The organism is uncultured Demequina sp. (assembly GCF_913055775.1).
Classification (GTDB): Bacteria; Actinomycetota; Actinomycetes; order Actinomycetales; family Demequinaceae; genus Demequina.
The window spans coordinates 1-26,768 of the sequence record NZ_CAJXJX010000022.1; the positions used below are offsets into that span (position 1 = coordinate 1).

The window sequence follows — 26,768 nt, forward strand, 5'->3', positions numbered from 1 at the left end:
CTCGTTCGGCTTGAGGCTCGAGACGACGAGCCACACGAGCGGGTAGATCATGATGATCGACACCAGGATCAGACCCGCGTGCTTGCCGACCGAGAGCCAGCGGTCGCGGGGTGAGCGCTTGGCACTGCTGCGGCGCGGCGCGGCCGCGCTCACCTCGTCGGATGCAGAGGCCGTGGCCGATGCGGTGGCAGGGGCGACGTTGTTCGTCTCAGTCGTCATAGAACACCCAATACTTCGAGAGCCAGAAGTTGAACGCGGTGAAGGCGCCGATGACGATCACCAGGAACCAAGCCATGGCCGAGGCCAGGCCCATGTCGTATTCGAGGAAGCCCACCCGGTAGAGGAAGAGCGTGTACAGCATGGTGGCGTCGTTCGGGCCGCCTGTGCCGCCCGAGACCACATAGGCCTGCGTGAAGTTCTGGAACGCGAAGATGATCTGCAGCACCAGGTTGAAGAAGATGATGGGCGTCAGCAGCGGCAGGGTGATCGAGAAGAATCGTCGGGTCTTGCTCGCGCCGTCCATCTCCGCGGCCTCGTAGTACAGCTCCGGGATCTGGCGCAGGCCGGCGAGGAAGATGATCAGCGGCGAGCCGAAGGTCCAGATGTGCAGCACCATGATCGTGCCGAGCGCGTAGTCGGGATGGCCGATCCACCCGGGACCGTCGATGCCGAACCAGGCGAGGAATCCGTTGAGCAGCCCGTCCTTGCCGAAGACCTGGCGCCACAGGATCGCGATGGCGACTGAGCCGCCCAGAAGGCTGGGCAGGTAGAAGATCGAGCGGTAGATCGTGAGCCCGCGGAGGCCCTTGTCGAGAACCAGCGCGAGGAGGAGCGCGAGCACGAGCTGCAGCGGAACCGACACGAGCACGTAGATGACGGTGACCTCGAACGAGTTCCAGAAGTCAGGGTCCGCGAACATCGCCGCGTAGTTGCCGAGGCCTATCCAATCCGGCGGGTTCGCGATCGGCGACTGCAGCAGGTTGTAGTCCGTGAACGACAGGTAGAGCGACGCGACCATGGGCCCCGCAGTGAAGACCAGGAGTCCGATCAGCCAAGGCGCGAGGAACAGGTAGGCCGCCCGGTTATCGGGGTGCTTCTCCCGGGGACCACCTCGATTGCGCGCACCTCTCGCCAGGGTGCGAAGCTCGCCGAGACTGCTCACATGACCTCCTCGTCACGCGTCTTCCGCCACACTACCTCGTGAGAAAGCGGTTTCTCCGTTAGTCTCGGCATCATGACACGGGCTCGCCGAGTAAGTCAAATGTTTCAACAAACGGCTTTTGAAACGTACCATGGGCACCCACGAAGGGGCCGAGCATGACCACCAGGTCGGGGCCGGCGACCATCGCCGAAGTGGCGGCGCACGCGGGTGTGTCGCCTGCCACGGTGTCGCGCGTGATGAACGGCAGGTTCGTCGGAGAGCCCTCCGTCGCGGAGCGCGTCCGCGCTTCCGCGCGCGCCTTGGACTACCACCCGAACCACCTCGCGCGCAGCCTCGCTCTGGGCCGCACCGGCGCGGTGGGACTCGTGGTCCCCGACCTCGCGAACCCCGCCTTCCAGGAAGTGCTGTCGGGCCTCGCCAAGAGCGCAGCTGAGGACGGCTATCGGATCCTCGTCACCGACTCGGCCGAGCACCCGGAGGACGAGCCGGAGCTCGCGACGGAGATTCGCAGGCGCTGCGATGCCGTGGTGCTGTGTGCCCCGCGCATGCGGCACGACGACCTCGTGACGCTCGCTCCCACACTCGACCCCCTGGTCCTGGTGAATCGACCCGATGTGACCGTCGCGGCACCGTCACTGTCCATCGACTACGGAGCGGGGATCGCCGAGCTCGCGCGCTACATGTACGAATCCGGACACCGCCGGTTCGCATTCCTGGCCGGGCCGGAGATGTCCGTCTCGAACGCGCTGCGCCTCGCGAGCCTCGACCGCTTCGCATCCGACCACCCTGACACGACCATGGTGCGCATCCCGTCCGGCGTGGGCATCGAGAACGGCCTGGCGGCAGCCGATGCGGTGGCTCGGGCCGACGTCACGGCGGCACTCGCATACAACGACCTGGTCGCGGTGGGCCTGATCAACGGCCTCGCCGAGCACGGGATCCGCGTGCCCGAGGACATCTCGGTCGCCGGCTTCGACGACATCCCGTACGCGCGGTACATGTCGCCACCGCTCACCACAGTGGCCGTTCCGCACACGGATCTGGGCGTCGAGGCGTGGGACCGGATGCAGACGCTGCTGAACTCGCGACGCCCGGCCGGACAGGTGGTTCTGACGCCGCGCCTCGAGGTCCGTGGGTCCACCGACCGACTGATCTGATAACGATTCAGTTATTTCGTTGACAGCCACACCAAACCCTTGCTAGTTTCCGAGAAAGCGGTTTCTCACCGGAGAGGCATCCCGTGGTGGGCGATCGCCATGCCCTGGGCAACCGGTCCAGAGGCAGTCACGAAGGTGGTCTCAGCCACCGGGAAGCGAGAACGCAATGACGCGTACACACCGAACCATGAGGCGGTCCTCTGCCGCCTTCGCGAGTGCCGCGGTCGCCGGCGCACTGATCCTGTCCGCATGCTCGTCCGACTCGGACCCGGAGACCGACGGCTCCGAGAGCGGCGACGGCGGCGAGGAGACCATGGAAGAGGAGATGGTCGAGATCGAGATGTCGTGGTGGGGAGATGACGCACGTGCGGCGCTCTTCGACGAGGTCATCACGCTGTTCGAGGCCGAGTACCCGTACATCTCGGTGACCCAGACCCCCGTCGGCAGCCCTGACGACCTCTTCAACCGTCTCGCGACGGACTTCGGCACCGGTGGCGAGACCGCGCCGGACGTGTTCGCGCTGGGTGGCGCCAAGCCTCAGGAGTACGGCGAGGTGGGTGCGCTGCTCGACCTCGCGACCGTGGCGGACACCGTCCAGGCGGACAAGTACCCCGACTTCTCGACCACGAACGCCGTGGTCGACGGCACCCTCTACGGCCTTCCCACGGGAGGCAACGCCACCGCGGCATTCGTCAACACCGACATCCTCGAGGCGGCGGGCGTCGACGTGCCTGACGAGAGCTGGACCTGGGACGACCTGGTCGAGATCGCGAACACGGTGAGCTCTGCTGGCCTTACGACCGACTCGGGCGAGCCTGTGTACGGCCTGGACCTGCGCGTGCAGGACATCATCGGCACCTACGCCGGGCAGGAGACCGAGCTGGGCGTCTACGACTGGGACGGTGGCCTCGCGGTCGACGCGGACGTCATCGCCAGCTGGTACGAGATCGAGCTCGAGCTCCAGGAGGGCGGCGGTCTTCCCGACGCCACCATCGTCACCGCCGGCTGGGCGCTCCCGCCGGACCAGCAGCTCTACACGCTGGGTCAGGCCGCGGTGACCTTTGGCTACTCGAACCTCGTGGGCACCTACGAGATGGGCGGCACCACGGAGATCCTCACCCCGCCGACCAACACTGACAAGACGGGTGTGGCGCTGCTGCCCTCGGCGTTCTGGTCCATCAACGCCGCCTCCGCTCACCCGGAGGAGGCCGCACTGCTGGTGAACTGGTTCCTCAACGAGCCCGCCGCGGCTGAGCTCATCCAGGACACCCGCGGCGTGCCGTTCAACCCCGACACCGCCGCAGTGGTCTCGCCGCTGCTCGAGGGTCCGTCGCAGGTGGCCGCCGAGTACGTGCAGTCCACGCTCGACTCGGGCACCGTCGCACCGCCTCAGCCCAACGGCGGCGCCAACATGAACAAGTACACGCAGGATGGGGAGGCGGCCGTGCTGTTCGGCGACGCCACCCCGCAGGAGGCCGCGCAGACCTGGGTCGACCAGCTCTCGGGCGACCTCAGCTAGTTCTCTCCTCCCACCACGATGGCGGGCGGTCCCCTCACCGGGGGGGCCGCCCGCCGTCCTTTCACCACGTTGTCAGCCGCGCTCGACCAGGATGGACACATGAGACCTCTCGACCAGGCACTCCGGAGACTGCGCTCGGCCGGCCGCAGCGGGTCAGCGGCGGGGCCGGACCATGCTCTCGGTGCCGCGCTCTCCCAGCAGGGCGTCGGCTTCGCGGCGATCGGCGGGGCCCTCGAGGACCGGTGGGACCAGGCGGTGCGGGAACTCGAACAATGCATCAGTCCGTTCTCCGGGCCCAACCCTGTTCTCAGCGAGGGCGGCGTCTATCACGGCGCATGGATCGAGAGCACCGGCACCATCAATGCCGAGGTCCTCTCGCGATTCGCCCCGCAGGTGACCGAGGCGACCCACAGGCTGTTCGCAGACAACCTCCGCGAAGACGGGCTCATGCCATACAAGGTCACCGCGGACGGGCCAGGCTTCAGCCAGATCCAGATCGTCACGCCGCTGGCGCGCAGCGTGTGGCACCACTACCTGCTGACCGGCCGTGACCGCGAGTACCTGCGGACCTTGTTCGACGCGATGGCCGCCATGGACGCCTGGCTCGCCCGTCACCGCGACACTCGAGGCACCGGCGGTGTCGAGGCCTTCTGCACGTTCGACACTGGCCACGACCTCTCGCCCCGCTTCTGGGGCGTCGCCGAGCGGTGCCTCAGCGGAGACGCGACACGCTACGACGACACCGATCCCCTGCTGCCCCTGGTCGCTCCGGACCTCACCGCGAATGTCGCGTGCCAGCGCTCGTACCTGGCGCTCATCGCGGCGGAGCTCGGAGAGGACCCGCAGCCCTGGCTCGATCGGGCGGCGTCAAGCGTCGACGCACTGTGGCGCGAGTGCTTCGACGAGGACGACCACTTATTCTACGACCGCGAGGGCGACGGAGGCATGCGGCGCGTCCGGTCCGACGTCCTGCTGCGGGTGCTGGCGTGCGAGGTGGGGGATGACGCCTTCTTCGAGGATGCCCTGCGCCGTCACCTCCTGGACCGCCGAGGCTTCCTCGCCGCTGCCGGGCTCACCTCCATCGCCCTCGATGATCCGCGCTTCGACCGTGACGCATCCCGCAACTCGTGGGCCGGTCCGGTCAACGCGCTGACCATGATCCGCTCCCCCCATGCGTTCGAGCACCACGGCCGTCACGCGGAGCTGGGCGCGCTCGCGCTGCCCATGATCGAGGCCCTCGCCCACGCCGACCGCTTCCCGCAGTGCTTCGATCCCTGGAGCGGTGAGCCGGGGTTCACCGATGTCTACTCCCCCGCGATCCTGTACTTCCTGGACGCCATCGAGCGCACCTCGGGGATTCTTCCGCGGCCCGACGGCGAACTGTGGTTCAGCGGGCTCACGCCTACCCGCCTCAACGGCGACGCGAGGGCCGATGCTGTGGCCTACCGCCGCACGCACGCGGGGGTGACGTATGAGCTCGCCGCCGACGACGGCGAGGTGGCGGTGTGGCGCGACGGCGAGGCCTGGCTGCGGTTCCCGCGGGGCTGGCGCATAGTCGTGGGCACCGATGGCGACGTCGAGTCCGTCGTCGGACTCGCGCAGACGGCCGTCTCAGGCCGCCTCACCGTCGACGGCGTCTCGACTCCGCTCGAACTCGCCGGTAACGACGTGGTCGCGATCCACGGCGACAGCCCGGGCACGCGCACGAGCATCGGAGTGGTGACCCCGCGCCACTGACGCGGTCCGCGCCACTCAGCCCGGGCATCGGCCCCCTGATGTCTCCTGGCAGTCACGGAGTGCCGGAAATCGCCGATTCTCGGCACTCAGTGACTGCCAGGGCGCGGGCGGATGCGCGAGGGACGCGCGAGCGCGCAGGTCAGGCGCCCAAGTGGCTGCGCAGCACCTCTGACAGGCCGCCGCGCTCGTCGCAGGCCGCGAAGCGGAAGCTTGCCGCGAGCTCGCGAGCGCGCTCGGGACTGACACCGGCGAACAGGTCCCCGAACTGCTCCGCGAGCGGCTCGGCGAGCAGGATGTGGCGCACCAGCACCGCGATGTGCGGCTGACGGCCCCACGGCCACGGCGCGAAGTCGGGGAACTCGCGGTCGAACAGCGCGTCGATCGGGTCGAGCACGTCGCGCACACCCGCGTCGGATCCGCCCCACGAGTCGATGCCGAGGGTCTTCTTGCGCGCGGCGTTGTCGCCAATGAGCTCGAGATACGGGCTGTCGGCGTTGGCGTACACCAGGCCCTGGAGGCCGATGTCCTTGTAGGTCCACAGTGCCCAGCTCGCGCCGTGCTCGCGGTAGATCTCGAGCTGGTCGGTCAGGAGCTGGTAGCGCCACGCGTCCTGAGACCGGTCCTCGGAGTACACGGGACCGAACTCGCCGATCCAGATGGGGGTCCCGGTGCGACGCATGTACTCGGTCCGGCGCAAGAAGGTCTGCTCGACCACGGAGCGGTCGAAGTACTCGCCGCGCGTCACGCCCGGGTACTCGGTTGCGCTGGTAATGCCGGGCAGCGCGTAATCGTGGGCGGTGTAGACCGTGTTGGGCAGCGGCTCGGACCGGTTGTCGAGGAAGCTGAAGTCCGTCGAATACTTGTTGCCGTCCAGGAACAGCACGTGGCGCGAGTCGATCGCGCGAATGGCCTTCTCCAGCCGGTCATAGAACACCGGCAGTACCTCGCCGGTCGGATCCGAGGGCTCGTTGATCGGGTTGTAGCCGGCGACCTCGGGGCGGTCCTTGAAGCGTTCGGCGAGCGCCTCCCACAGGTGCACCACGCGGTCCTGGAAGTGCCGGTGCGTCCAGAAGTCCGCGACGTGCGTGGGGTTGTCGGAGTGCCAGTGCTGGTTCTGGTGCCCGGGCAGCGCGTGCAGGTCGAGGATCGAGTAGATGCCGTGGCGTGCCAGGAGAGACACCACCCGGTCCAGGTGCGCGAAGCCGGCCTCCTTGAGTTCGAACGGCGCGGCATCGTCCTCGAGGTGGCGGTAGTTGAAGGGGATCCGCACCGAGTTGATGCCGAGCGCGGCGAGGTGCGCGGCGTCGGGCTCGTCGAAGAACGCGAGGAGGAACTCGTCGAAGAAGGCGTCGTAGGACGCGCGACCCATCCGGTCGAGCATGACCCGGCGGATGTTCTCCTCGTTGCCGGGGTAGCCGGTGATGAAGTTCTCCATGTTCATCCAGCCGCCCAGGCCCACGCCCGCGAGCGTCACCGCCGCCCCGGACTCGTCGACCAGACGGTCGCCTTCTACACGGATCCAGTCCAGGGGCATGGTGATTCTCTCCTTCGAGCGTTGCGAGTCGGGCCGGGACCGCGCCAGATCACGCCCATCCCGACCCTGGCCACTCTACGCTGAGGAACCGCTTTCTCACCACGCCCGCCCGGTCACCGCACGGCCGAGCTGCGCCCGCATTTCTGGAGGTGAGCGAGTCGCGGGACCGTCGCGTTGACACACGTCCTCGCACCCCGTAGAGTAAATGAGTTGAAACGATTCACAGGGTCCGGCCGACGTCGACGAGGACGCCGGGCAGACCTCCTACCGAGCAAGAATGGACGACGACGTCATGACTGACTTCTCCGCGATCGCGCCCCGCCTCGAGGAGCAGGCCATCGAGCTGCCCTCGTGGGCCTTCGGCAACTCCGGCACCCGCTTCCGCGTCTTCGGCACGCCGGGCACGCCGCGCGACCCGTTCGAGAAGATCTCCGACGCCGCACAGGTCCACAAGGTCACTGGCCTGTCGCCCACTGTCGCGCTGCACATCCCGTGGGACAAGGTCGACGACTACGCGGAGCTCAAGGCGCATGCCGAGTCCGAAGGCGTCGCCCTGGGCACGATCAACTCGAACACCTTCCAGGACGAGGACTACAAGCTCGGCTCGCTCGCCCACCGCGACGACCGCATCCGACGCAAGGCCATCGACCACCACCTCGAGTGCATCGACATCATGGACGCGACCGGGTCCCGCGACCTCAAGATCTGGCTCGCGGACGGCACCAACTACGCCGGCCAGGACGACATGCGCGGCCGCCAGGACCGCATGCACGAGGCCCTGCAGGAGATCTACGAGCGCATCGGCGAGAACCAGCGCCTGGTGCTCGAGTACAAGATCTTCGAGCCGGCGTTCTATCACATGGACGTTCCGGACTGGGGCACCAGCTACGCCCAGGTGGCCGCGCTGGGCGAGCGCGCGACCGTGTGCCTCGACACCGGCCACCACGCCCCCAGCACCAACATCGAGTTCATCGTCATGCAGCTGCTGCGCCTGGGCAAGCTCGGCTCCTTTGACTTCAACTCGCGCAACTACGCGGACGACGACCTCATCGTGGGGGCCGCGGACCCGTTCCAACTGTTCCGCATCATCGTGGAGGTCATCCGCGGCGGCGGCTACGGCAATGACGGTGACACCGCCTTCATGCTCGATCAGTGCCACAACATCGAGGACAAGATCCCCGGCCAGATCCGGTCCGTTCTCAATGTCCAGGAGATGACGGCGCGCGCCCTGCTCGTGGACCGTGAGGCGCTCACCGCGGCGCAGGTGGCCGGCGACGTCCTGGGCGCGAACGGCATCCTCATGGACGCCTTCTACACGGACGTGCGCTCCGACCTCGCCGCGTGGCGCGAGAGCCGCGGCCTCCCGGGCGACCCCATGGCCGCCTTCGCGGAGTCGGGCTACCTCGCCCGCATCGCCGAGGAACGCGTGGGCGGCACCCAGGCGGGCTGGGGCGCCTGACCCATGCCCCGCGTGTGCTTCACCCTGCAGGTCGACACTGACCGGCTCGAGGAGTACGTCGACGCCCACCGCGCGGTCTGGCCTGAGATGCTCGAGGCGATTCGCGACGCCGGCAGGCGCGACTACAGCCTCTTCCTGCGCCCCGACGGGCTGCTGGTGGGCGTGTACGAGACGGATGACGACGAAGCTTCGGCCGCTGCCCTCGCGGCAGACGCGCGCACCGCGACGTGGGAGTCCACGATGGCGCCGTTCTTCGTCTCCCTCGACGGCGACCGGCCCGACCAGGGCGCGCCTCAGCTTCCCGAGGTCTTCCACCTCGAGACCCAGCTGCGCGCGGCGGGACTGAGCCAGTGAGCACAGCCGTGATCGAGGACGTCGTGGTTCCCGCGACCGGCCTCACCGAGGTCGACGCGGGTCCGCCCCGCGTCGACGTGCCCGCGCGGCTGTACCGCCCGGGCGGGGCCGATGCGCGGGCTGGGTCACGCGGCATCGTGTGGGTTCACGGTGGCGGCTTCGTGTGGGGAGACCTCGACATGCCGGAGGCGGACTGGGTCGCGCGACGGCTCGCGGACGCCGGCCACACCGTGCTCTCGGTCGACTACCGCCTGGTGACCGGCGGAGACATCGAGCGGCGGCAGTTCGCGGACGAGGCCCAGCATCGCTTCCCCGCCGCCCACGACGACGTCCGCGCCGCGCTGTCGTGGATGGGTGCGCACGCCGTGCGACTGGGCTTCGACGCGGACAGGATCGTGCTGGGCGGCGCTTCCGCGGGCGGCAACATCGCCGCGGGAGTCGCGCTGCGCACGTCGCGGGACCCGCGCGCCAAAGAACCCCAGCGCCTGGTGCTCGCCTACCCCGTCGCCCACGCCGCGCTCCCCTCGCTCGACCCGGCCACAGCACAGGCCGTCGCGGGCCTCCCCGAGAACGCACGCTTCCGCCCCGACACCGTCGCCGCGATGAACCTCAACTACGTGGGCGACGCCGACGTGCTGACCAACGCCTACGCGTTCCCCGGCGGGCAGGACCTCACCGGCATGCCCCCCACGCTGATCGTGAACTCCGAGGCGGACGACCTCCGCGCGACCGGAGAGGCCTTCGGCCGCGAGCTCTCCGCGGCCGGCGTCGACGCCACCACCCTCTACGAGCCGGGCACCACGCACGGCCACCTCAACCGTCCCGAGGAGCCCCACGCGGAGCGCTCCCTCACCACCATCCTCGACTGGCTCGCAGACAGCGAGCACGACACCTCCCGAAAGGACCTGTCATGACGAACCCCGTCGTCTCTGATCTGATCACGCGCTCGAACCGCCTGGGCTCGGACCCGAAGAACACCAACTACGCGGGCGGCAACACGTCCGCGAAGGGCTCCGAGACGGACCCGGTGACCGGCCAGCCCATCGAGCTGGTGTGGGTCAAGGGCTCCGGCGGCGACCTGGGCACGCTGCAGGAGAAGGGTCTGGCCGCGCTGCGCCTGGACCGCATGCGCGCGCTCGTCGACGTCTACCCCGGCATCGACCGCGAGGACGAGATGGTCGCGGCCTTCGACTTCTGCCTGCACGGCAAGGGTGGCGCGGCCCCCAGCATCGACACCGCGATGCACGGCCTCGTGGAAGCGGCCCACGTGGACCACCTCCACCCCGACTCGGGCATCGCGATCGCGACCGCCGCCGACGGCGAGGAGCTGACGCAGAAGATCTTCGGCGACCAGGTGGTGTGGGTGCCGTGGCGCCGCCCCGGCTTCCAGTTGGGCCTCGACATCGCGGAGATCAAGGAGGCGAACCCGCAGGCGATCGGCTGCATCCTGGGCGGCCACGGCATCACCGCGTGGGGCGACACCTCCGAGGAGTGCGAGGCGCGCTCGCTGCAGATCATCGACACTGCGGCCGCGTACATCGCCGAGCACGGCAAGGCGGACCCGTTCGGCGGGGCGCTTGAGGGCTACGGCGCCCTGGAGGCCGATGCGCGACGCGCCAAGGCGGCAGCGCTCGCTCCCACCATTCGCGGCCTAGCATCCACCGACAAGCCGATGGTGGGGCACTTCACCGACGCCTCCGAGGTCCTCGACTTCCTCGCATCTTCCGAGCACCCGCGCCTGGCCGCGCTGGGCACCTCCTGCCCCGACCACTTCCTGCGCACCAAGGTCAAGCCGATGGTGCTGGACCTGCCGGCGGACGCTCCGGTCGAGGACGCGATCGCGCGCCTCAAGGGGCTGCACGTCGAGTACCGCGCCGACTACCAGGCCTACTTCGACGCTCACGCCACCGAGGACTCCCCCGCCATCCGTGGCGCGGACCCGCTGATCGTGCTGGTTCCGGGCGTGGGCATGTTCTCGTTCGGGGCGAACAAGCAGACCGCGCGCGTGGCCTCCGAGTTCTACATCAACGCCATCAACGTCATGCGCGGCGCCGAGGCGCTGTCCACGTACACCCCGATCTCGGACTACGAGAAGTTCCGCATCGAGTACTGGGCTCTCGAGGAGGCCAAGCTCCAGCGCATGCCGAAGCCCAAGTCGCACGCGACCCGCGTCGCGTTCGTGACCGGCGCGGCCTCGGGCATCGGCAAGGCCATCGCGACGCGCCTAGCCGCCGAGGGTGCGTGCGTGGTCATCGCGGACCTCGATCTCGCCAAGGCCCAGGAGGCCGCCGCGGAGCTGGGCTCGACCGACGTCGCGGTGGGCGTGCAGATCGACGTGAGCAGCGCCGATGCGGTTCAGTCGGCCGTGAACGAGGCGGTGCTCGCCTTCGGCGGCATCGACCTCATCGTCAATAACGCGGGCCTGTCGCTGTCGAAGCCGCTGCTCGAGACCACGGAGAAGGACTGGGACCTCCAGCACGACGTCATGGCCAAGGGATCGTTCCTGGTCTCGCAGGCGGCCGCACGTGCCATGATCGCGCAGGAGATGGGCGGCGACATACTGTACATCGCATCCAAGAACTCGGTGTTCGCCGGACCGAACAACATCGCCTACTCCGCGACCAAGGCCGACCAGGCACACCAGGTGCGTCTGCTCGCGGTGGAGCTGGGCGAGCACGGCATCAAGGTCAACGGCATCAACCCCGACGGCGTGGTGCGCGGCTCCGGCATCTTCGCCGGCGGCTGGGGCGCCAACCGCGCCAAGACCTACGGCATCGAGGAGGACGACCTCGGCAAGTTCTACGCGCAGCGCACGATCCTCAAGCGTGAGGTCCTGCCCGAGCACGTCGCGAACGCCGCCGTGGTTCTCACCGGCCCCGACATGACCCACACCACCGGACTGCATGTGCCGGTGGACGCAGGCGTGGCAGCCGCCTTCCTGCGATGAGCACGGCGCCAGGGTCGACCGCGGCCGTCGCTGCGGTCGACCTCGGAGCCACCAGCGGCCGCGTCATGGTGGGGCACGTGGGTGCCGACACCCTGCGCATCCGCCAGGTCGCGCGCTTTCCCAACGGCCCCGTCTCGCTGCCCGACGGTCTGCACTGGAACATCCAGGGCCTGTACCGGGCGGCCCTGGATGGCCTGCGGGACGCGCGGAACTGGGAGAAGGACGTCGCCTCGATCGGCATCGACTCGTGGGCCGTCGACTACGGCCTGCTGCGCGGCGGCCGCTCACTGGGCGAGCCGTTCCACTACCGCGACGCGCGCAACGAGCCTGCCGTGGACCGGGTGCACGCGCGCGTGCCATTCGCGGACCTCTACCGCCGGAGCGGCCTGCAGTTCCTGCCGTTCAACACGCTGTACCAGCTTGAATCCGAGGATTCTGCGGTGCTGGCCGCCGCGGATCGCCTGCTACTGGTGCCGGACCTGCTCGCGTTCTGGCTCACCGGTCGCGAGGTCGCGGAGCGCACCAACGCGTCCACGACCGGGCTGCTCGATGTGGCGACGCGCGAGTGGGACCTCGAGCTGGTGTCTCTACTCGGCCTGGCCCCCTCCCTGCTGCCGGAGCTCGTGGAAGCCGGCACGCGCATCGGCCCTTTGCTCGGGGCCGCTGCGCAGCACACCGGCCTTGCCGACGCGCAGGTGGTGGCGGTGGGCAGCCACGACACGGCATCTGCCGTGGTCGCAGCGCCGATGCGCGAGTCGGGTGGCGCGTACATCTCCTGCGGGACGTGGGGTCTGGTGGGCGTCGAGACCGAGCGGCCGGTGCTCACCGATGCTGCGCGCGAAGCGAACTTCACGAACGAGGGCGGCGTGGACGGCCGTACCCGGTTCCTCCACAACGTCATGGGCCTGTGGCTGCTGAGCGAGTCGATCCGCACGTGGGAGCTCGACGGCGACACCGTCAGTCTTGAACGGCTGCTCGCGGAGGCCGACGCCGTGGGGCCCGACGTTCCCGTGTTCGACGCGAACGACCCCGTCTTCATGGCGCCCGGCGACATGCCCGCGCGCATCGCCCAGTGGTGCACCGAGCGCGGACTCAGCGCACCCTCGAGCCGCGCCGAGGTCGCGCGCTCGATCATCGAGAGCCTGGCCCAAGCGTTCGCGCGGGCGGTAGCCACCGCATCGTCCCTCTCGGGGCAGCCCGTCGACACCATCCACATGGTGGGTGGCGGCGCGCTCAACGAGCTCCTGTGCCAGCGCACGGCTGATCACTCAGGGCTCACCGTGGTCGCCGGACCCGTCGAGGCGACCGCGCTGGGCAACGTGCTGGTGCAGGGTCGCGCGCTGGGCGCGATCGACGGCACTCTAGAGTCGATGCGAGACCTGGTGCGGCGGACCTTCGCCCCTCGCACCTTCGAGCCCCGCGCGTGACGTCGCCGCGGGCATCAGAAATGAGGAGTCTGACGTGAAGCAGGAACGGCACTTCCCCAAGCCGAGCGAGCTGGCGCCTCTCCTGCGCTTCAAGAAGTTCGAGATGGACGGGCGCAAGCGGCGGCTCGCGAAGGCGCACACCATCGCTGATCTGAGGAAGATCGCGAAGCGGCGGACGCCCCAGGGCGCGTTCGACTACACCGACGGCGCCGCCGAGGCCGAGCTGTCCCTGGCCCGCGCGCGCCAGGCCTTCCTCGACATCGAGTTCCATCCGGCCATCCTGCGCGACGTATCCGCAGTCGACACGTCGGTGTCGATCGCGGGCGGCACCTCCGCGCTGCCCTTCGGCATCGCGCCCACGGGTTTCACCCGGATGATGCACAGCGAGGGCGAGCGGGCGGGCGCCTCGGCGGCCGGCGCCGCCGGCATCCCCTTCTCGCTGTCGACCGTGGGCACCACGTCGCCCGAGGACGTCGCGCGCGCCAACCCGCGCGGACGCAACTGGTTCCAGCTGTACATGCAGAAGGACCGCGCGAAGTCGATGGACCTCGTCACCCGCGCAGCCGTGTCCGGCTTCGACACGCTGCTGGTGACCGTGGACGTGCCCGTCGCGGGCGCTCGGTTGCGCGACAGCTACAACGGCTTCACGATCCCCCCGCAGCTGACCCCGAAGACCGTCCTCAACGCGATCCCGCGACCCGAGTGGTGGGTCAACTTCCTCACCACCGAGCCGCTGACCTTCGCGTCGCTGTCCGAGTGGGACGGGACCATCGGCGAACTGCTCGACGCCCTGTTCGACCCCACGCTGGACTTCGACGACCTCGCCTGGATCCGCGAGCAGTGGAGCGGCAAGATCTTCGTCAAGGGCATCCAGACCGTCGCTGACGCCAAGGCCGTCATGGATGTGGGCGCGGACGGCATCGTGCTGAGCAATCACGGCGGTCGCCAGCTGGACCGCGCTCCGGTGCCGTTCCACCTGCTTCCTGCCGTGCGCAAGGAGCTCGGGGACGACGCCGAGATCATCCTCGACACCGGCATCATGTCCGGCGCGGACATCGTGGCCGCCCTCGCGATGGGCGCTGACTTCACGCTCGTGGGCCGCGCGTACCTGTATGGCCTCATGGCCGGCGGCCGCGAGGGCGTGGACCGGTCCATCGACATCCTGCGCAGGGAAATCGTGCGGACCATGAAGCTCCTGGGCGTCGCGTCGGTGGTGGATCTCAACCCCGGGCACGTGACGCAGTTGCGGCGGCTCATCCCACGCGACTGACGGGGCCTTCTCGACCCGATCCGCGCAGCGCCGTGGCGGACTCGCGACCCGCGATCCCTAGGACAGAGCGCGCACTCGACAGGCGGCGCTGAGGCTCTCTCCCCGCCCCAGCCTGACGAGGTCTCGCCCGGAGTTGAAGGCGTCCGGTGGACAGGTCGTGGGCTCGACGGCGACGCTGGCCCGCCTGTCAGGGGCCGGCGCCTCATCTGCGGTATAGACGTGGATCCACGGGTAGCCCCGGTCGACCGCCAGCTCGACACCAGCGCCGCCGTCGCCGGTGAGGCGCACCCGCGACCACCCGTCGTCGTCGCGCTCGAGGGTGGTGTAGGCGTGGTTCAGGCGCACGCCCTCGAGACTCTGGCCTCCGCGATCGTCCCTGACCGCCGCGGGCTCGAACGGCGCGAGAGGCCCCGGGTCGAGCGCGCGTCCGGTGAGCGCGAGCACGTGGCCCGCCTGCAACGACATGGTCCAGGCGTCCGCCGCGCCGGCACGCATCTCGCCCGCCAGAAGGTAGGGGTGAAAGCCCAGACCCACTGGAGCTGTCCCCGTACCGACGTTCGTGGCGGTGATCACGTGGGTGAGGCCTGCGTTATCCACGGCGACGTCGACCACGAGGTCCAGCCTCCAGGGGTAGCCGCGACCAGGAAGGATCTCCCCGGCCATCACCACGCGGTCGGGCTCGTGCGTCACGATGTCGAACTCAGTCCAGGCGGCGAACCCGTGCAGCGCCGCATTGCGTCCGGGTTCGTTCGTCGGCAGCACGTGTTCGGTGCCGTCGTAGGTGTAGCGCGCACCGCTGGTGCGCCCGGGCCACGGCGCCAGCAGCGCACCCCTCATCTCGGGCCGCCGTGCACCCCGGGGAAACGGAGCGATGAGGTCCCGCCCCGCTGCGGTCAGGCACCGCTCCGTGGCGCCATGGGTGGTGACGGTCGTTGCGTAGCCAGCGCTGGAGATCGAGACTTCGCCGTGCACGTCAGGCCTGGCGGCCGACGTGACTCGCCTGCTCGCGGGCGAACAGCAGCAACTCGGGCAGGCTGGTCGCGAAGTAGTCGGTGACACCGTCGTCCCGGACGGGCGGCGGCGGCGCGTAGCGTGCACGCGCTTCGCCCAGGCTTCGCGGGGGGTCCACCGTGCCGCGGCCCAACGCCTCGTTGGTGCGGTCCCACGCTGCGAGCGCCCGCCCTTCCCCGCCCTCCCAAGGGTGGAACGCACGACCGGTGAGGATCGCGAGCGCACGGTCCGCGAGGCCCTGGGCGACGAGGAGCTCGACGTACTCGATGGTGAGGTCGTCACGCGTGAGCACCAGATCTTCGACGGGCTCCAGCGCAGCGAGCCGCTGCGCGGTACCGTGCCCCAATTTGAGCGCGAGCTGGTCACGCTCGAACAGCAGGCGCGCATCACCGGGGGCGGCGGCGACGGCCTGGTCATAGCGCTCCCACGCGAGGTCGTCGTCGTGCGACACCGTGTACGCAGCCAGCCCGGCGTTGCGGAGCAGCACCGGGTCGCGAAGACCCAGTCCGATCGCGTGCTCCCACAGCGACGCGGCATGCCCGCGCCTGCCGTTGTCGTACAGCAGCGTGCCGAGCAGCGCGTGCGCGACAGCGTCCTGCGGGTCGGCAACCGTGGCGGCGGTGAGGGCATCGAGCGCGTCGAGTCCATGCGGGAACGCATAGGTGAGATCCTCGCGCCGTGCCGCAGCGCGCCGTTCCGCCGCCTCACCGGGCCTTCCGTCGCGCTCGAGCATCGCGGCAGCGAGGTAGTGAGCGAGTGGCCGTACGTTCCCGGCGCCCAGATCAGTAGCGGCGACTGCGCGGTCGATGGCCTCGAGCGCACCGTCGACGTCGCCGGCTGCGCCGAGGTCGTGGGCGACGTCGAGCAGCATGCCCGGATCATCTGCGACAGGCTTCCCGGCCAGCACCCGCAGCGTCGCATCGAGGCCGTCGACCGCGAGAGCGCTCTCGAGGATCTCCCGCGCTTCGTGGTCGCGTCCCGACCGGCGCACCACGATGACCCTCAGTGCCGCACGGCGGGGGTCGTGGCTCACGACGCCGTCGAGGGTGTCGAGAACCCGCAGCGCGGCCTGGTTCCGGCCACGACGCGCCAGAGACCGGGCAAGCTCGAGACCTGCGGCAGGAGCCCACGTCGCATCCCAGCCCGCCTTGCCGAACGCTCGCTCGGCCTCCTCCACGCGACCCAAACGCATCAGCACCAGGCCTGAGAGGTAGTACGCCTCAGTGTCGGTCGGGTTGGCGTTGCGACGCGTCAGGCGGGCGAGCGCGCGCTCGATGCGCGACAGTGCGTCCGCGTAACGGCCCGTGCGGTAATCAAGGTCAGCGACCGCCAGGTTCGTGCGCACATCTCCCGGTTCCCGGCGCAACGCCTCGTCCCAGTAGAGCAGCGGCGACCGGGTCGGGTGGCGGTACTGGGCCAGGTGCACACCGGTGAGGTACAACTCCTCGACCGTGTCCACCGACTCGGGAGCCGGCGGCTCGTCCGCGACCCATGGCTCCCCCTCGGGAACCTCGACCGGTTCCCAGCGCACGAGCACGGCGCCGGACGCATCCATCAGCTCGACGGCTAGTGCGCCCTCAACGGGCCCGGACGACAGCGTGGCCGTCTCGCCGGGAGCGAGGTCTACTACGCGCTCGGCCACCGCATCGTCGTCCGCAAGAATCCGCAGCACCGCGCCCCGGCGCGGTGAGGTGACTGCCACCGTCGCCGTGACGCCGCCGTCGCGCCTGACGTTGACGGCTGCGTCGGGCGTGGCCTGATGGGCCGGGCCGATCGCCGGGATGGGGAACCAGTGCTGCGTGAAGACCTTCGACTCCCCCGGCAGCAGCCACGAGAAGTCGGGCTGGTTGTCGGTGTAGACACCCGCCATGAGCTCGACATACGGGCCATCGCCGTCAGTCAGCTGATCGTCCCACGCATGTCCAAAGGGCGCATTGCCCCAGGTCCACTGCTTCTTCCCGGGAGACACCCGGCGCTCCGCCCAGTGCACGAAGCCGGCGCCCGCGGCATGGTCGTAGCCACCGAAGAAGTCCTCGTGCGAGTCGACGATCATGTACGAGGTGGGCACCGGAATGTTCCGGTAGAAGTCGATCCGGTCCGCGCCCGACTGCTCCGCCGCGAGCGCCGGATAATCGACGTTGTAATACGGCCGGTCCGCCTCCGGGAAGGCCGTCAGTGCTCGCCGCGCGTGATCGGCGACGTAGCGCACGTCCTCGGGGAAGAATGACTGGTAGTCATCATGGACGCGGGCCGCCACGTTTGCCCACCACAGAAAGGTCTGTCGCTCGCTCGTGCGGTTGTGGACGCGTACCGCGAGTTCGACCACCGAGCTGTCCGGGCGCAGCCGAATGCCGTGCTGCGCAGACATGCGCGCGAACGGGTCGTGATCGTGACACCAGACGGTGACGGATCCGTCCGCTGCCTCCTCGATGGACGTCTCGACCGGGAGGTATGTGGCGGGCCGGTGGTGCTGCGGCCAGTTGAACTCCACGCCGCCGCTGATCCACGGTCCCGCGAGACCTACCAGCGCCGGCTTGATGACGTTGTTGCGGTAGAAGAAGTCGTATCCCGTCGTCTTGTCGTAGCCGATGTGGATGCGGCCCCCCAGCTCGGGCAGGATCATCAGGCGCACGTAGGCGTTCTCGAGATGAACGGCGTCCCAGTGGCGGGTCACCGGATCGTCGGCGATCGACTCGGTGAACGGAATCGGATAGACCCTGCCACTCGAGCCTTGGTAGACGCGGCGGTCGAGGTACATGGGGTACGGGCTCGGCTCGCCCGCCTCGTAGGTCCGGATGGCGACAGGCTCGCTCCAGGCGACAGCGCCGCCGTCCGTGAGGACCTGCGCGAACTGCGGGGGCGCGTCGGGGAGGGCGATGGCGGCGGCGTCTGCGGACACCGACTCGGCACGAGCGACATTGCTGGTCATGCTCGCAATCTAGTCCTCCGATCCGTGGGCCGGTATAGTCGATCCCAGGAAGCACATGGACGATTCAACGGAAACCTCCGCCACCACCGCGCGACCCGAGGGCTTCGCGGGCCAGCGCCTATGCGTGCTGCCACGGCCGCGTGTCGCGGAGGCTCTGGCGGCACCCGCGACACGACGACTGGTGGTCACCGACGCGGGGTATTTCCCGCACGCCAGCGGGCATCGACGCACCCGGACAACGGGCGTGCCCGAGACCATCGTCATCCTGTGCGTCGCCGGCAGAGGGACTGTTCGGATCGGCGACGACACCACCGCTGTCGGTCCCGGCACGTGCATCACGATCCCCGCACTCGCGCCGCACGACTATTGGGCATCCGACGACCCATGGACGATCTGGTGGATGCACCTCCGGGGTTCCGACGTCGCCGAGCTCGTCGCTCCGCTCCCGGGTCTGGGCCCGACAGTGCGCCGTGTGCAAGGCCTTGACCGCGTGTCCGCGCTGTTCGATGAGCTCGTCAGCACGATGGAGCGGCCGCCCTCGGACGCCCGGCTGCTGGCAGCCTCCGGAGTCGCATGGAACCTGCTCAGTCGCCTGGCCGTCGACGCCGTGCTCCCTGCAGAGGGCACACCGCTCGAGCGCGCGATGCGCTACCTGGAGGCGCGAGTCGACGGATCGGTCTCCGTCACAGAGCTGGCCGCGCTGGTGGGCATCTCCCCGTCGCACCTCGGGGCGCTGTTTCGCGAGGCGACCGGTGGTGGCCCTGCCTCGTATCACTCCTCATTGCGCATGGCTCGTGCCCGGTCTCTGCTGGACACGACAAGCATGCCGGTCGGGCAGGTCGCGACCGCCGTGGGCTACCTTGACCCCCTGTACTTCTCACGCCAGTTCCGCCGTACGCACGATGTCAGTCCGTCCGAGTACCGCGCCCTCCGCAAGGGCTGACGATACACCCAGCGCCGCTCACGCCAGGCTGGTGGTCACGACCGGTCGCGCGATCGCGGCGCCCAGCTCGAGCACCGGGCGCGACAGCGCGGGACGTACACGGCGGTCGACATGCACCGTCCACCCCGTGGTCAGCCACGCGAACGCGCGGATCGACAGTCCCTCCTCGCGAATGGCGTCACGGTACGGCATGAGGTCGAGTTCAAGAGGTCGCCCGGACCAGAACTGGTCCCACACGAGCGACTCCCCCACATACACGCGCATCGCGTCACCCGTCCATGCGAGCGAGAGCATCAACTGATCGACGCCCTCGAACCATGAGTCCTGGATCGCGACGGCAACGGGCTCGAGCGCCGCGAAGTCGTCGTCGGTGGGAGCCGACCGGCGCCCCGACCGATGGTCCTCGCGCACCGGGGCCGCGACCGCCGCAGGAGTCCGCTCGATGGCGACAGCGAACTCGGCGGGTCCCGACGGTACGGGGTGCACCGCGAAAGCGCCCACTGATCCCTCCTGGGGACCAGCCAACGGAGGCAACGCCAGCACGACCGCATCGTGCTGGGGCGCCACCACACGAAAGCCTGTGTCGTCGAACCATCCCTCGCCGTCCCACAAGAGCACAGTGTCGCGGCCACGGACCTCGCCTCGCCAGACGGAGTCTGCCTGCTGGGCCGTCAAGAAGACCAGATCGGTATCGGCCACGGAGACCACGCACTCGGGTCCCACGGCCCTCGACGGCCGTGCGACCACGGTCTCGCCTCGAGTCTCGACCAGTGCACCGGTGACGGCCTGAGGCTCGACTCCTTCGAACTGCAGTTCCACGTCGATGCCATCGGATGCCGCGAAGAGCACGACAGTGCGCCCATCGACCTCGATGGACGTGATGGGCTGAGCGGTGGCAGTCAGCGCCCGGATCGCGCCGTACGTCTGGCGCAGCGGCCACATGGCGCTCACGCCCGACGGGATGCGGACGGGATCGCTGGGCACGGTCACGACGGACTCGGGTCCCCGCACGTGAAACGCCACGTCCGGGAGCGACGGCAGCGCCTCGACGGCGGGCTGATGGTTGTTGAGGAAAAGAAAGCCGCGGCTTCCGTCGTGTCGTACGGACCATCGCGGACCACCGGGAACCTTCGTCGGAAAGACAGCCGGCAATGGTGCGAGCGTCGCGCCGAACTCCCGAATGAAGAGGTGCTGGCGCCGGAGCGCGTGAAAGTGGTGCCGCTGCTGCCCCTGCGCCCCGATGGGTGCGTAGAAGTCGTAGTCGATCACGGGGACGTCGTTGGGATACCCCGTGACATGCGACTCCTGCGTGGTCGACAGCTCGCCGATCGCATGGGTGCCACCGTGATAGAGGTAGTACCCCTGCCACGAGGAGCCGGATCCCAGCTTCGTCAGCGCCAGAGCAGCGACATCGGCAGAGTCGACGTGCGGGCGTCGGTGGTACGCGACCGTCATGCCTCCGCCGAGCTCACACGTCGCGTAGGGCCAGGGATCGCCCGCGCCCAGCGCCGCATCAGTCCCCACCTCGACCGCGGTGTCGCGGAGGTCCGCCCCCACGGTGAGGTCGTCTCGCTCCTCACTGAACGTGAAATGCTTGACGCCGAACGCGGGCCAGTCGATGTCGGCTTCCTCCCAGAAGCCGTCCGAGTACCCGGCGTAGACGGGCAGGACCGCGCCGCGCGGCAGCTGGGCGCCACCCCAGCCGGTGGCCGTCCACAGGCTCGCGCGCATGCCGGCGTGCTCGCACATGCGCCGCAGCGTCGCGAGGTGACCCGGCTGGTCGTACAGCTCGTTCTCGACCTGGACCCCGATGATCGGGCCGTCAGGGTTGTCGCGGTCGTGGAACAGGTCGCGCGTCTGGTCCGCGATCCCCTCGATCCACCCGTGCACATGGGCGAGGTAGGCGGGATCGTCGGTGCGGTGCGCGACTGGCAGAGCTTGGAGCCAATCAGGCAGCCCGCCGTTGCGCGTCTCGCCGTGCACCCACGGCCCGACCCGCAGCACCACCTCGAGTCCCACGCGCCGAGCCGTCTCGACGAAGGCCCGGATGTCCCGTGGACCGTCCCAGCGCAGGCGCCCCTCGACCTCCTCGTGCAGGACCCACACGAGGTAGGTCGCGACCACGTCGACGCCGCCCGAGCGCATCTTCTGCAGTTCGCGCTCCCACCGCTCGGGCCGGTCCCTGCTGAAGTGGTACTCGCCCATCACGGGGATCCACGGCGTGCCGTCGCGCTCGATGCAGCGGCTCATGACTTGGATCCGGTCGCGGGTGCCCTCTGGGTCGCCCATGTCCACAGGTGCCGGCTCGAGCGCCGGCGCGACCGTCACGTCAACTGTGGTGTCGGGCGCCACCTCGACCAGCGTGTGCACCTCGGGGCTCACCGTGCGCACCGCCGTCCGTGCGCTCGATCGCTGGGACGACTGCCGTCGGTGTGACGTTTCAACTCTGACCTCTTCGTATCGCGTCGTCCATGCCGGAGTGCACGTTCCGACGACTGGCGCCAAGCATCGCCCACGAGGGCGCATTCCGTCAAGAAACCGGTTACCGCTCCAGGCCGCCGCTCACCCGGGGAGGGCAGGACCGGTGCTTCCGCGCACCACGAGCACGGGCGTGAATGAGCGGAAGTCGGCGCCCACCGCCTCCGCAAACTGGTGTGACAGGGCACCCCAGGCCGCCTCGCCGACCGATTCGAGCGCCACGTGCACCGTCGTCAGCCCCGGACGAGACAGGTGCGCGAAAGGAATGTCATCGAAACCGGCGATCGACACGTCGTCCGGAACCCGCCAGCCATGTTCAGCCGCACGGCCCATGAGGCCGAGCGCGACCAGGTCATTGAACCCGATCACCGCGGTGGCGCCGCTCGCACGCGCGCGCTCGAACGCTGCCTCTCCGGCCGCGATCGTCGCGCCGCACGGCTCGCGCAGGACCACAAGATCCGGATACGTGTGCGCGAGCGTCGCGAGGCCCACTGCCCTGGCGGCCTGAGCGTTCGAACCAGGCGGCCCGTCGAGATGCAGGATCCGACGGTGACCGAGGTCGACCAGGTGACGACCGAGCGCGACGATTCCGGCGGCGTAGTCCACCACGACCCTCGCGGCGGGAACGGGCTCGTCCCTGTTCACCACCACCGCTGGCACGACCCGGGGTATCACGGCGTTGAGTGATTCCGCGCTCATGCGCGGCGAGCACACGATCACCGCATCGGTGCGCCGGCGAAGATCTTCGACGATCGCCGGCTCATCGACGTCCGACTCGCCAGAGTCGGCAACCAGCACCCGATAGCCCGCGCTCGCAGCCGCCTGGTTCACCCCGTGCAGAATGCTCTGGAACGTGGGGTTCCCCAGATCGGGCACCACCATGCCCACCGTCGATGTACGGCCCAGTGACAGCGACTGCGCGACGGGACTCGGCTCGTAGCCGAGCCTCGCGATCTCTGACCTGACGCGCTCAGCGATCTCCGGCTTCACCGAGGCGTTGCCGTTCACGACACGCGAGACAGTCGCTCGCGAAACTCCCGAGGCCTCGGCCACGTGGCTGATCGTCACCGCAGCACGCCCGTTCGCGTTTCGCCTCGCCATGACGCTCCCGTCCGTGATGCTCCCCTGACTGCGCTCGCCGAGGAGCGGCTCGCTGCCGTGACTATACTGCGAGATCGGTTTCTCGCGGCGATGCCGTTCCTCCGAATGACCCTCGACTCTTGGACTGACGATGACGCATGCAGCTACTCCGACGGATGTGACCCCGGCGCTCGTGGCTCGCGGGCTCCTGACCGAGGACCTCGACCGGCCACTGGCGGTGATCGATCCGCGCTTCTCATGGGTGCTCGAAGGCGCCGGTCACGACCGCCGGCAGACTGCGTACCGGATCATCGTCGAGCACGGCGTGACACACGAGGTGGTCTGGGACTCGGGCGCGGTCGCATCCGCCGATCAGTCGCGCATCGCGTATCGCGGACAGCCACTTCGGCCCGGGCACCCGTACTCCTGGCGGGTGGCGGTTCGTGACGAGCGGGAGCGCTGGTCGGAACCTGACGCACAGGCGCAGTTCGTCACGGGTCGTGCGGACGACCAGTGGGCCGCGTCGTGGATCCGGCCGGACAGCGACGAGCCCGACATCGACGACGACGTGTACTGGTATGCGGAGACTGTGGTGCGCCTGCGCACGTCCGATGTCGCCGCCGCGACGCTGCACGCTGCGGCCGCGCACGACTACGAGCTGTGGGTAGGCGACCACCGCATCGGGCGTGGCCAGTCGTTCGACTACCCCGGCGAGTCCCGCTACCAGGGATGGGACGTGACCGATGCCGTGCGCGACGCAGACGGCGAGTTCACCCTGCGCTTCCATGCACGCTGGTACGGCGACGGCCAGGGTCGGGCGGCCGGGGTCATCGGACTCATCGCCCAGCTGACCGTCGTCACGTCCGACGGCCAGACCGAGACGGTCGCGACGGACGCCATGTGGGACGCGCACGACTCAGCGTGGAGCGGATCACAGCTGCGCAACTTCGAGGGCGACTTCGTCGAGGAATGCGACGGGAGGCTCGGCTCAGGTCCCGTGGAGGGGACCCGGCGCCACGTCACCGTGATCGGTGCGCACCCGACGCCGGTACTTGCCGCGCTGGTACCAGAGCTCACGCCGAGTGCCGAGTCGCCTGCGCTGCCCATCGCGATCGATCGTCTGCCTGATGGCTCGACGGTCTACGACTTCGGAGCGGTGATTCCCGCGCGGATCAGCGTCACCTTCAACCGGGGCGAGGCCGGCCGGCGGGTCGAGCTCACCGGAGGCTACTCGCGCGACTGCCACGGGCGCGTGGCGACGACGGTGGCCACGACGCAGGAGACGGACATGCGGTTCGTCTACACCCAGCGCGACGGGTCGCAGACCTACTCGACCCTCGACCACCTGGGGATGCGCTACCTCCAGATCTCGCCGGCGGGAGAGCAGATGGACCTCGCCCAGGTCCGCGCGACTGTCGTACACGCTGAGGTCCCGCAGGGCCGAACCGCGACCTTCACGAGCTCCGAGCCCATACTCGACGACGTCTTCGGTCTCATGCGCCGGTCCGCGTTGCTGGGCGCACAGAACCAGTTCGTCGATACGCCGACGCGGGAGAAGGGCCAGTTCCTCCAGGATGCCGTGAACATCTCCCAAGCATCGATGGCGCTGTTCCGGGAGCGAGAGCTCACCCGCAAGGCGATCCGTCAGGTGCTGGCATCGCAGGACCGCTACTGGTTCGAGGGCGACGACGCCGGACGGTACAACGCCGTCTATCCGAACGGCGATGGCAAGCGCGACATCCCTGACTTCTCGATCAACATGATCGGCTGGGTCTGGGACTACTTCGTCGAGTCCGGAGACGCAGCTCTCCTCGACGAGGCGTACCCCTATCTGAGGCGCACCGCCGAGTACATCACGCGTGCCATCCCGGCGTCCGGCCCCACCGCCGGCCTGGTGACCGACCTCGCGGGAGGCAAGGGGCCCTATCTTCACGGCATCGTGGATTGGCCGGCCCCCGGCCGCTTCGGGTACGACGTCGACACCGCCGCGCGGACCACGATCAACGCACTGGCGTTCCGCGCGTTCGAAGGGTTCACCTCGATCGCACGCGTGCTGGGCCGCGACACTGACGCCGACCGTGCCCAGGCGTCAGCCGAGACCCTCCGCACAGCAATGAACGATCGCCTGCTCGATGCCCGTGGCTACGTCGACGGGCTCTACGCGGACGGATCGCCCAGCCGGCACCGCAGTCAGCACGCGAGCTCGTACCCGCTCGCCTTCGGCATCGCGCCAGCGACGCGAGTCGACGACCTGGGCGCGTACATCGCGAGCCTCGGCATGCGGCAGGGTCCGATGACGGCTCATTACTTGGTCGATGCGCTTCTAGCAGCACGCCTGCCCGCAGCCACGCTGAGACTCCTGACGAACACCGACGACCTCGGGTGGGCGAAGCTCGTGGCTGATGGGCACTCCTTCACCTGGGAGCAGTGGACCCCGGGCCAGAGCGAATCGCACGCGTGGGGGGCCACGGCGGCAACGTCGCTCGTGCGCCACTTCCTCGGAGTCTCTCCCCATGCGCAGCACGGCGCACACCTGACGATCGCACCGGACATCTCTGTGCTCGAGCGCGTCGAAGGAACGGTCCACACGGAGCGCGGCCCCGTGAGTGTCTCGCGCGTCGGCGTGGGCGTGGAGTGCACGATCGATCTCACTGTGCCTCCGAACACGAGCGCGATCGTCTCTCTCCCTGTGCACACCGGCTACAGCCTCACGGTGCAACCTGCCGAAGCAGTGCTCACCACTGCGCACGACGTCACGGGCCGCGCCACGGCGTTCATCGGCAGCGGGACCTACCGCTTCGCGTATGAAGGCGAATCGATTCGACGCTAGATCACGATCAGGTAACTCCCGTCGGAAATGTTGACACGATTCAGGAGCGCCCATACTGTTACCGCTTACAGGCACCGGTGAAACCGGTTACTCAACGAAGAGCTCACCGAGGAGGCGAGATGCGCCAGGAGACGGAACAGGCCGCCGGACCCGGCAACGCCACCGCCCGCGCTCCGCGCGGCAAGGCGACCATTCACGAGGTCGCTCGTGTCGCCGGCGTCTCCTCCGGCACCGTGTCGCGCTACCTCAACGGCCGTAAGTGGGTGGGCGAGGAGTCAGCAGCGGCGATCCGAGCGGCGATCACCGCGACCGGGTACCGCCCGAACCGCCACGCACGCTCCCTCGCCAACGGGCGCTCGTCCACCGTCGTGTTCCTTCTCCCCGAGCCGCAGGACCGCCTGTTCGGCGATCCCAACAACCCGGTTCTGCTGCGCGAGATGTCTGCGGCCCTCCTCGAGCACGGTCTGTCGCTCGTGCTCATGACGGCCGGCTCCGACGCCGAGCGCAAGGCAGTCATGGACTTCCTGCGCGGTGGACCCGTCGACGGCGTCCTGCTGGTGTCGCCGCGCTCGACCGATCCGATCGTCGACATGCTCGTCGAGGCCGGCGTGCCGACGGTGTGCTGTGGTCGCCCGCTGGCAGACAACAACCGCGTCAGCAGCGTGTCCGCGGATGACCGCGATGCCGGTCGCCGTGCGACCCAGCACCTCGTCGACGCCGGACGTCGCAAGGTCGCCATGATCACTGGCCCCCAGGACGTCTGGGGTGCGGTGGCCCGACTCGAGGGATACCGCGACGCGCTCGCCGCAGCGGGCATCGAGTTCGACCCGGCGCTCGTGGCGGAGGCCGACTGGACGCACCACGGCGGCCGGGACGCGATGGAGCAGCTGCTAGCGGAATCGCCGCACATCGACGCGGTGTTCGCGGCGAA

General features: G+C 69.1%; 18 protein-coding genes and 1 pseudogene. 12 read left to right on the plus strand and 7 right to left on the minus strand.

What is annotated here, in order from left to right; genetic code table 11:
- A pseudogene (locus QZ483_RS03680) lies at nucleotides 1-219 on the minus strand (carbohydrate ABC transporter permease); the annotation flags it as partial.
- Entirely contained in the window at nucleotides 209-1,135 is a 927-nt protein-coding gene (locus QZ483_RS03685; protein ID WP_297081651.1) for a carbohydrate ABC transporter permease, read from the minus strand. The gene QZ483_RS03685 and the pseudogene QZ483_RS03680, both read right to left, overlap by 11 nt.
- A 182-nt stretch (nucleotides 1,136-1,317) precedes the next feature.
- Here QZ483_RS03685 and QZ483_RS03690 point away from each other — a divergent pair, with 182 nt between their 5' ends.
- The 3 genes from QZ483_RS03690 (at nucleotide 1,318) to QZ483_RS03700 (ending at nucleotide 5,575) form a co-directional block, all read left to right on the plus strand.
- Entirely contained in the window at nucleotides 1,318-2,319 is a 1,002-nt protein-coding gene (locus tag QZ483_RS03690; protein WP_297081635.1) for a LacI family DNA-binding transcriptional regulator, read from the plus strand.
- Nucleotides 2,320-2,506: 187 nt separating this feature from the next.
- Nucleotides 2,507-3,838, plus strand: coding sequence for an ABC transporter substrate-binding protein (locus tag QZ483_RS03695; RefSeq protein ID WP_297081636.1), 1,332 nt, complete (start codon nucleotides 2,507-2,509; stop codon nucleotides 3,836-3,838).
- 99 nt (nucleotides 3,839-3,937) lie between these two features.
- A complete protein-coding gene (locus tag QZ483_RS03700; protein ID WP_297081637.1) occupies nucleotides 3,938-5,575 on the plus strand; it encodes an MGH1-like glycoside hydrolase domain-containing protein in 1,638 nt (545 codons plus the stop codon).
- Between the two features lie 139 nt (nucleotides 5,576-5,714).
- On the opposite strand, the gene QZ483_RS03705 is transcribed toward QZ483_RS03700, so the two are convergent.
- Nucleotides 5,715-7,109, minus strand: coding sequence for a glycoside hydrolase family 5 protein (locus QZ483_RS03705; RefSeq protein ID WP_297081638.1), 1,395 nt, complete (start codon nucleotides 7,107-7,109; stop codon nucleotides 5,715-5,717).
- A 292-nt stretch (nucleotides 7,110-7,401) separates the two neighbouring features.
- Between QZ483_RS03705 and rhaI the strand changes: the two genes are divergently transcribed.
- Genes rhaI through QZ483_RS03735 form a run of 6 tightly spaced genes read left to right on the plus strand, consistent with a single transcriptional unit; the run spans nucleotide 7,402 to nucleotide 14,566 of the window.
- Nucleotides 7,402-8,568, plus strand: coding sequence for an L-rhamnose isomerase (rhaI, locus tag QZ483_RS03710; RefSeq protein WP_297081652.1), 1,167 nt, complete (start codon nucleotides 7,402-7,404; stop codon nucleotides 8,566-8,568).
- A 3-nt stretch (nucleotides 8,569-8,571) separates the two neighbouring features.
- Entirely contained in the window at nucleotides 8,572-8,922 is a 351-nt protein-coding gene (locus tag QZ483_RS03715) for an L-rhamnose mutarotase (protein WP_297081639.1), read from the plus strand.
- Nucleotides 8,919-9,836: an alpha/beta hydrolase gene (locus QZ483_RS03720; RefSeq protein WP_297081640.1), complete on the plus strand. Its 918-nt coding sequence runs from the start codon at nucleotides 8,919-8,921 to the stop codon at nucleotides 9,834-9,836. The genes QZ483_RS03715 and QZ483_RS03720 overlap by 4 nt, the downstream gene beginning before the upstream one ends.
- Complete coding sequence (locus QZ483_RS03725; RefSeq protein WP_297081641.1) at nucleotides 9,833-11,869, plus strand: bifunctional aldolase/short-chain dehydrogenase; 2,037 nt, start codon at nucleotides 9,833-9,835, stop codon at nucleotides 11,867-11,869. The genes QZ483_RS03720 and QZ483_RS03725 overlap by 4 nt, the downstream gene beginning before the upstream one ends.
- A complete protein-coding gene (locus tag QZ483_RS03730) occupies nucleotides 11,866-13,296 on the plus strand; it encodes a rhamnulokinase family protein (RefSeq protein ID WP_297081642.1) in 1,431 nt (476 codons plus the stop codon). Before QZ483_RS03725 ends, QZ483_RS03730 begins: the two co-directional genes overlap by 4 nt.
- A gap of 34 nt (nucleotides 13,297-13,330) precedes the next feature.
- Nucleotides 13,331-14,566 (plus strand): alpha-hydroxy acid oxidase, encoded by a 1,236-nt coding sequence (locus tag QZ483_RS03735; RefSeq protein WP_297081643.1) that lies wholly within the window; start codon nucleotides 13,331-13,333, stop codon nucleotides 14,564-14,566.
- Between the two features lie 57 nt (nucleotides 14,567-14,623).
- Here the strand turns inward: QZ483_RS03735 and QZ483_RS03740 are convergent, their stop codons facing one another.
- Both QZ483_RS03740 and QZ483_RS03745 read right to left on the minus strand, forming a co-directional pair.
- Nucleotides 14,624-15,625 carry a galactose mutarotase gene (locus QZ483_RS03740; RefSeq protein WP_297081644.1) on the minus strand — a complete coding sequence of 334 codons (1,002 nt, stop codon included), beginning with the start codon at nucleotides 15,623-15,625 and terminating at the stop codon, nucleotides 14,624-14,626.
- On the minus strand, nucleotides 15,540-18,506 hold the full coding sequence (locus QZ483_RS03745; RefSeq protein ID WP_297081645.1) for a DUF5107 domain-containing protein: 2,967 nt from the start codon (nucleotides 18,504-18,506) through the stop codon (nucleotides 15,540-15,542). The genes QZ483_RS03740 and QZ483_RS03745 overlap by 86 nt, the downstream gene beginning before the upstream one ends.
- Before the next feature lie 55 nt (nucleotides 18,507-18,561).
- Between QZ483_RS03745 and QZ483_RS03750 the strand changes: the two genes are divergently transcribed.
- Nucleotides 18,562-19,449 (plus strand): helix-turn-helix domain-containing protein, encoded by an 888-nt coding sequence (locus QZ483_RS03750; protein ID WP_297081646.1) that lies wholly within the window; start codon nucleotides 18,562-18,564, stop codon nucleotides 19,447-19,449.
- An 18-nt stretch (nucleotides 19,450-19,467) separates the two neighbouring features.
- Here QZ483_RS03750 and QZ483_RS03755 read toward each other — a convergent pair whose 3' ends face one another.
- The gene (locus QZ483_RS03755; protein WP_297081647.1) at nucleotides 19,468-21,840 is read right to left on the minus strand and encodes a beta-galactosidase; all 2,373 of its coding nucleotides are present in this window, start codon (nucleotides 21,838-21,840) and stop codon (nucleotides 19,468-19,470) included.
- A 171-nt stretch (nucleotides 21,841-22,011) separates the two neighbouring features.
- The gene (locus QZ483_RS03760) at nucleotides 22,012-23,028 is read right to left on the minus strand and encodes a LacI family DNA-binding transcriptional regulator (RefSeq protein ID WP_297081648.1); all 1,017 of its coding nucleotides are present in this window, start codon (nucleotides 23,026-23,028) and stop codon (nucleotides 22,012-22,014) included.
- A 130-nt stretch (nucleotides 23,029-23,158) separates the two neighbouring features.
- On the opposite strand from QZ483_RS03760, the gene QZ483_RS03765 reads away from it, so the two are divergent.
- Together QZ483_RS03765 and QZ483_RS03770 are read left to right on the plus strand one after the other, a co-directional pair.
- On the plus strand, nucleotides 23,159-25,837 hold the full coding sequence (locus QZ483_RS03765) for a family 78 glycoside hydrolase catalytic domain (RefSeq protein WP_297081649.1): 2,679 nt from the start codon (nucleotides 23,159-23,161) through the stop codon (nucleotides 25,835-25,837).
- A 119-nt stretch (nucleotides 25,838-25,956) separates the two neighbouring features.
- Nucleotides 25,957-26,768, plus strand: an 812-nt coding sequence (locus QZ483_RS03770; protein ID WP_297081650.1) for a LacI family DNA-binding transcriptional regulator, incomplete at its 3' end; no start/stop codon positions are given.

What these genes read in the sequence shown, in the direction of transcription:
- QZ483_RS03690 (WP_297081635.1), top strand. Translation starts at nt 1,318, where the DNA reads ATGACCACCAGGTCGGGGCCGGCGACCATCGCCGAAGTGGCGGCGCAC.
- QZ483_RS03695 (WP_297081636.1), top strand. Translation starts at nt 2,507, where the DNA reads ATGAGGCGGTCCTCTGCCGCCTTCGCGAGTGCCGCGGTCGCCGGCGCA.
- QZ483_RS03700 (WP_297081637.1), top strand. Translation starts at nt 3,938, where the DNA reads ATGAGACCTCTCGACCAGGCACTCCGGAGACTGCGCTCGGCCGGCCGC.
- QZ483_RS03705 (WP_297081638.1), bottom strand. Translation starts at nt 7,109, where the DNA reads ATGCCCCTGGACTGGATCCGTGTAGAAGGCGACCGTCTGGTCGACGAG.
- rhaI (WP_297081652.1), top strand. Translation starts at nt 7,402, where the DNA reads ATGACTGACTTCTCCGCGATCGCGCCCCGCCTCGAGGAGCAGGCCATC.
- QZ483_RS03715 (WP_297081639.1), top strand. Translation starts at nt 8,572, where the DNA reads ATGCCCCGCGTGTGCTTCACCCTGCAGGTCGACACTGACCGGCTCGAG.
- QZ483_RS03725 (WP_297081641.1), top strand. Translation starts at nt 9,833, where the DNA reads ATGACGAACCCCGTCGTCTCTGATCTGATCACGCGCTCGAACCGCCTG.
- QZ483_RS03730 (WP_297081642.1), top strand. Translation starts at nt 11,866, where the DNA reads ATGAGCACGGCGCCAGGGTCGACCGCGGCCGTCGCTGCGGTCGACCTC.
- QZ483_RS03745 (WP_297081645.1), bottom strand. Translation starts at nt 18,506, where the DNA reads ATGACCAGCAATGTCGCTCGTGCCGAGTCGGTGTCCGCAGACGCCGCC.
- QZ483_RS03750 (WP_297081646.1), top strand. Translation starts at nt 18,562, where the DNA reads ATGGACGATTCAACGGAAACCTCCGCCACCACCGCGCGACCCGAGGGC.
- QZ483_RS03760 (WP_297081648.1), bottom strand. Translation starts at nt 23,028, where the DNA reads ATGGCGAGGCGAAACGCGAACGGGCGTGCTGCGGTGACGATCAGCCAC.
- QZ483_RS03765 (WP_297081649.1), top strand. Translation starts at nt 23,159, where the DNA reads ATGACGCATGCAGCTACTCCGACGGATGTGACCCCGGCGCTCGTGGCT.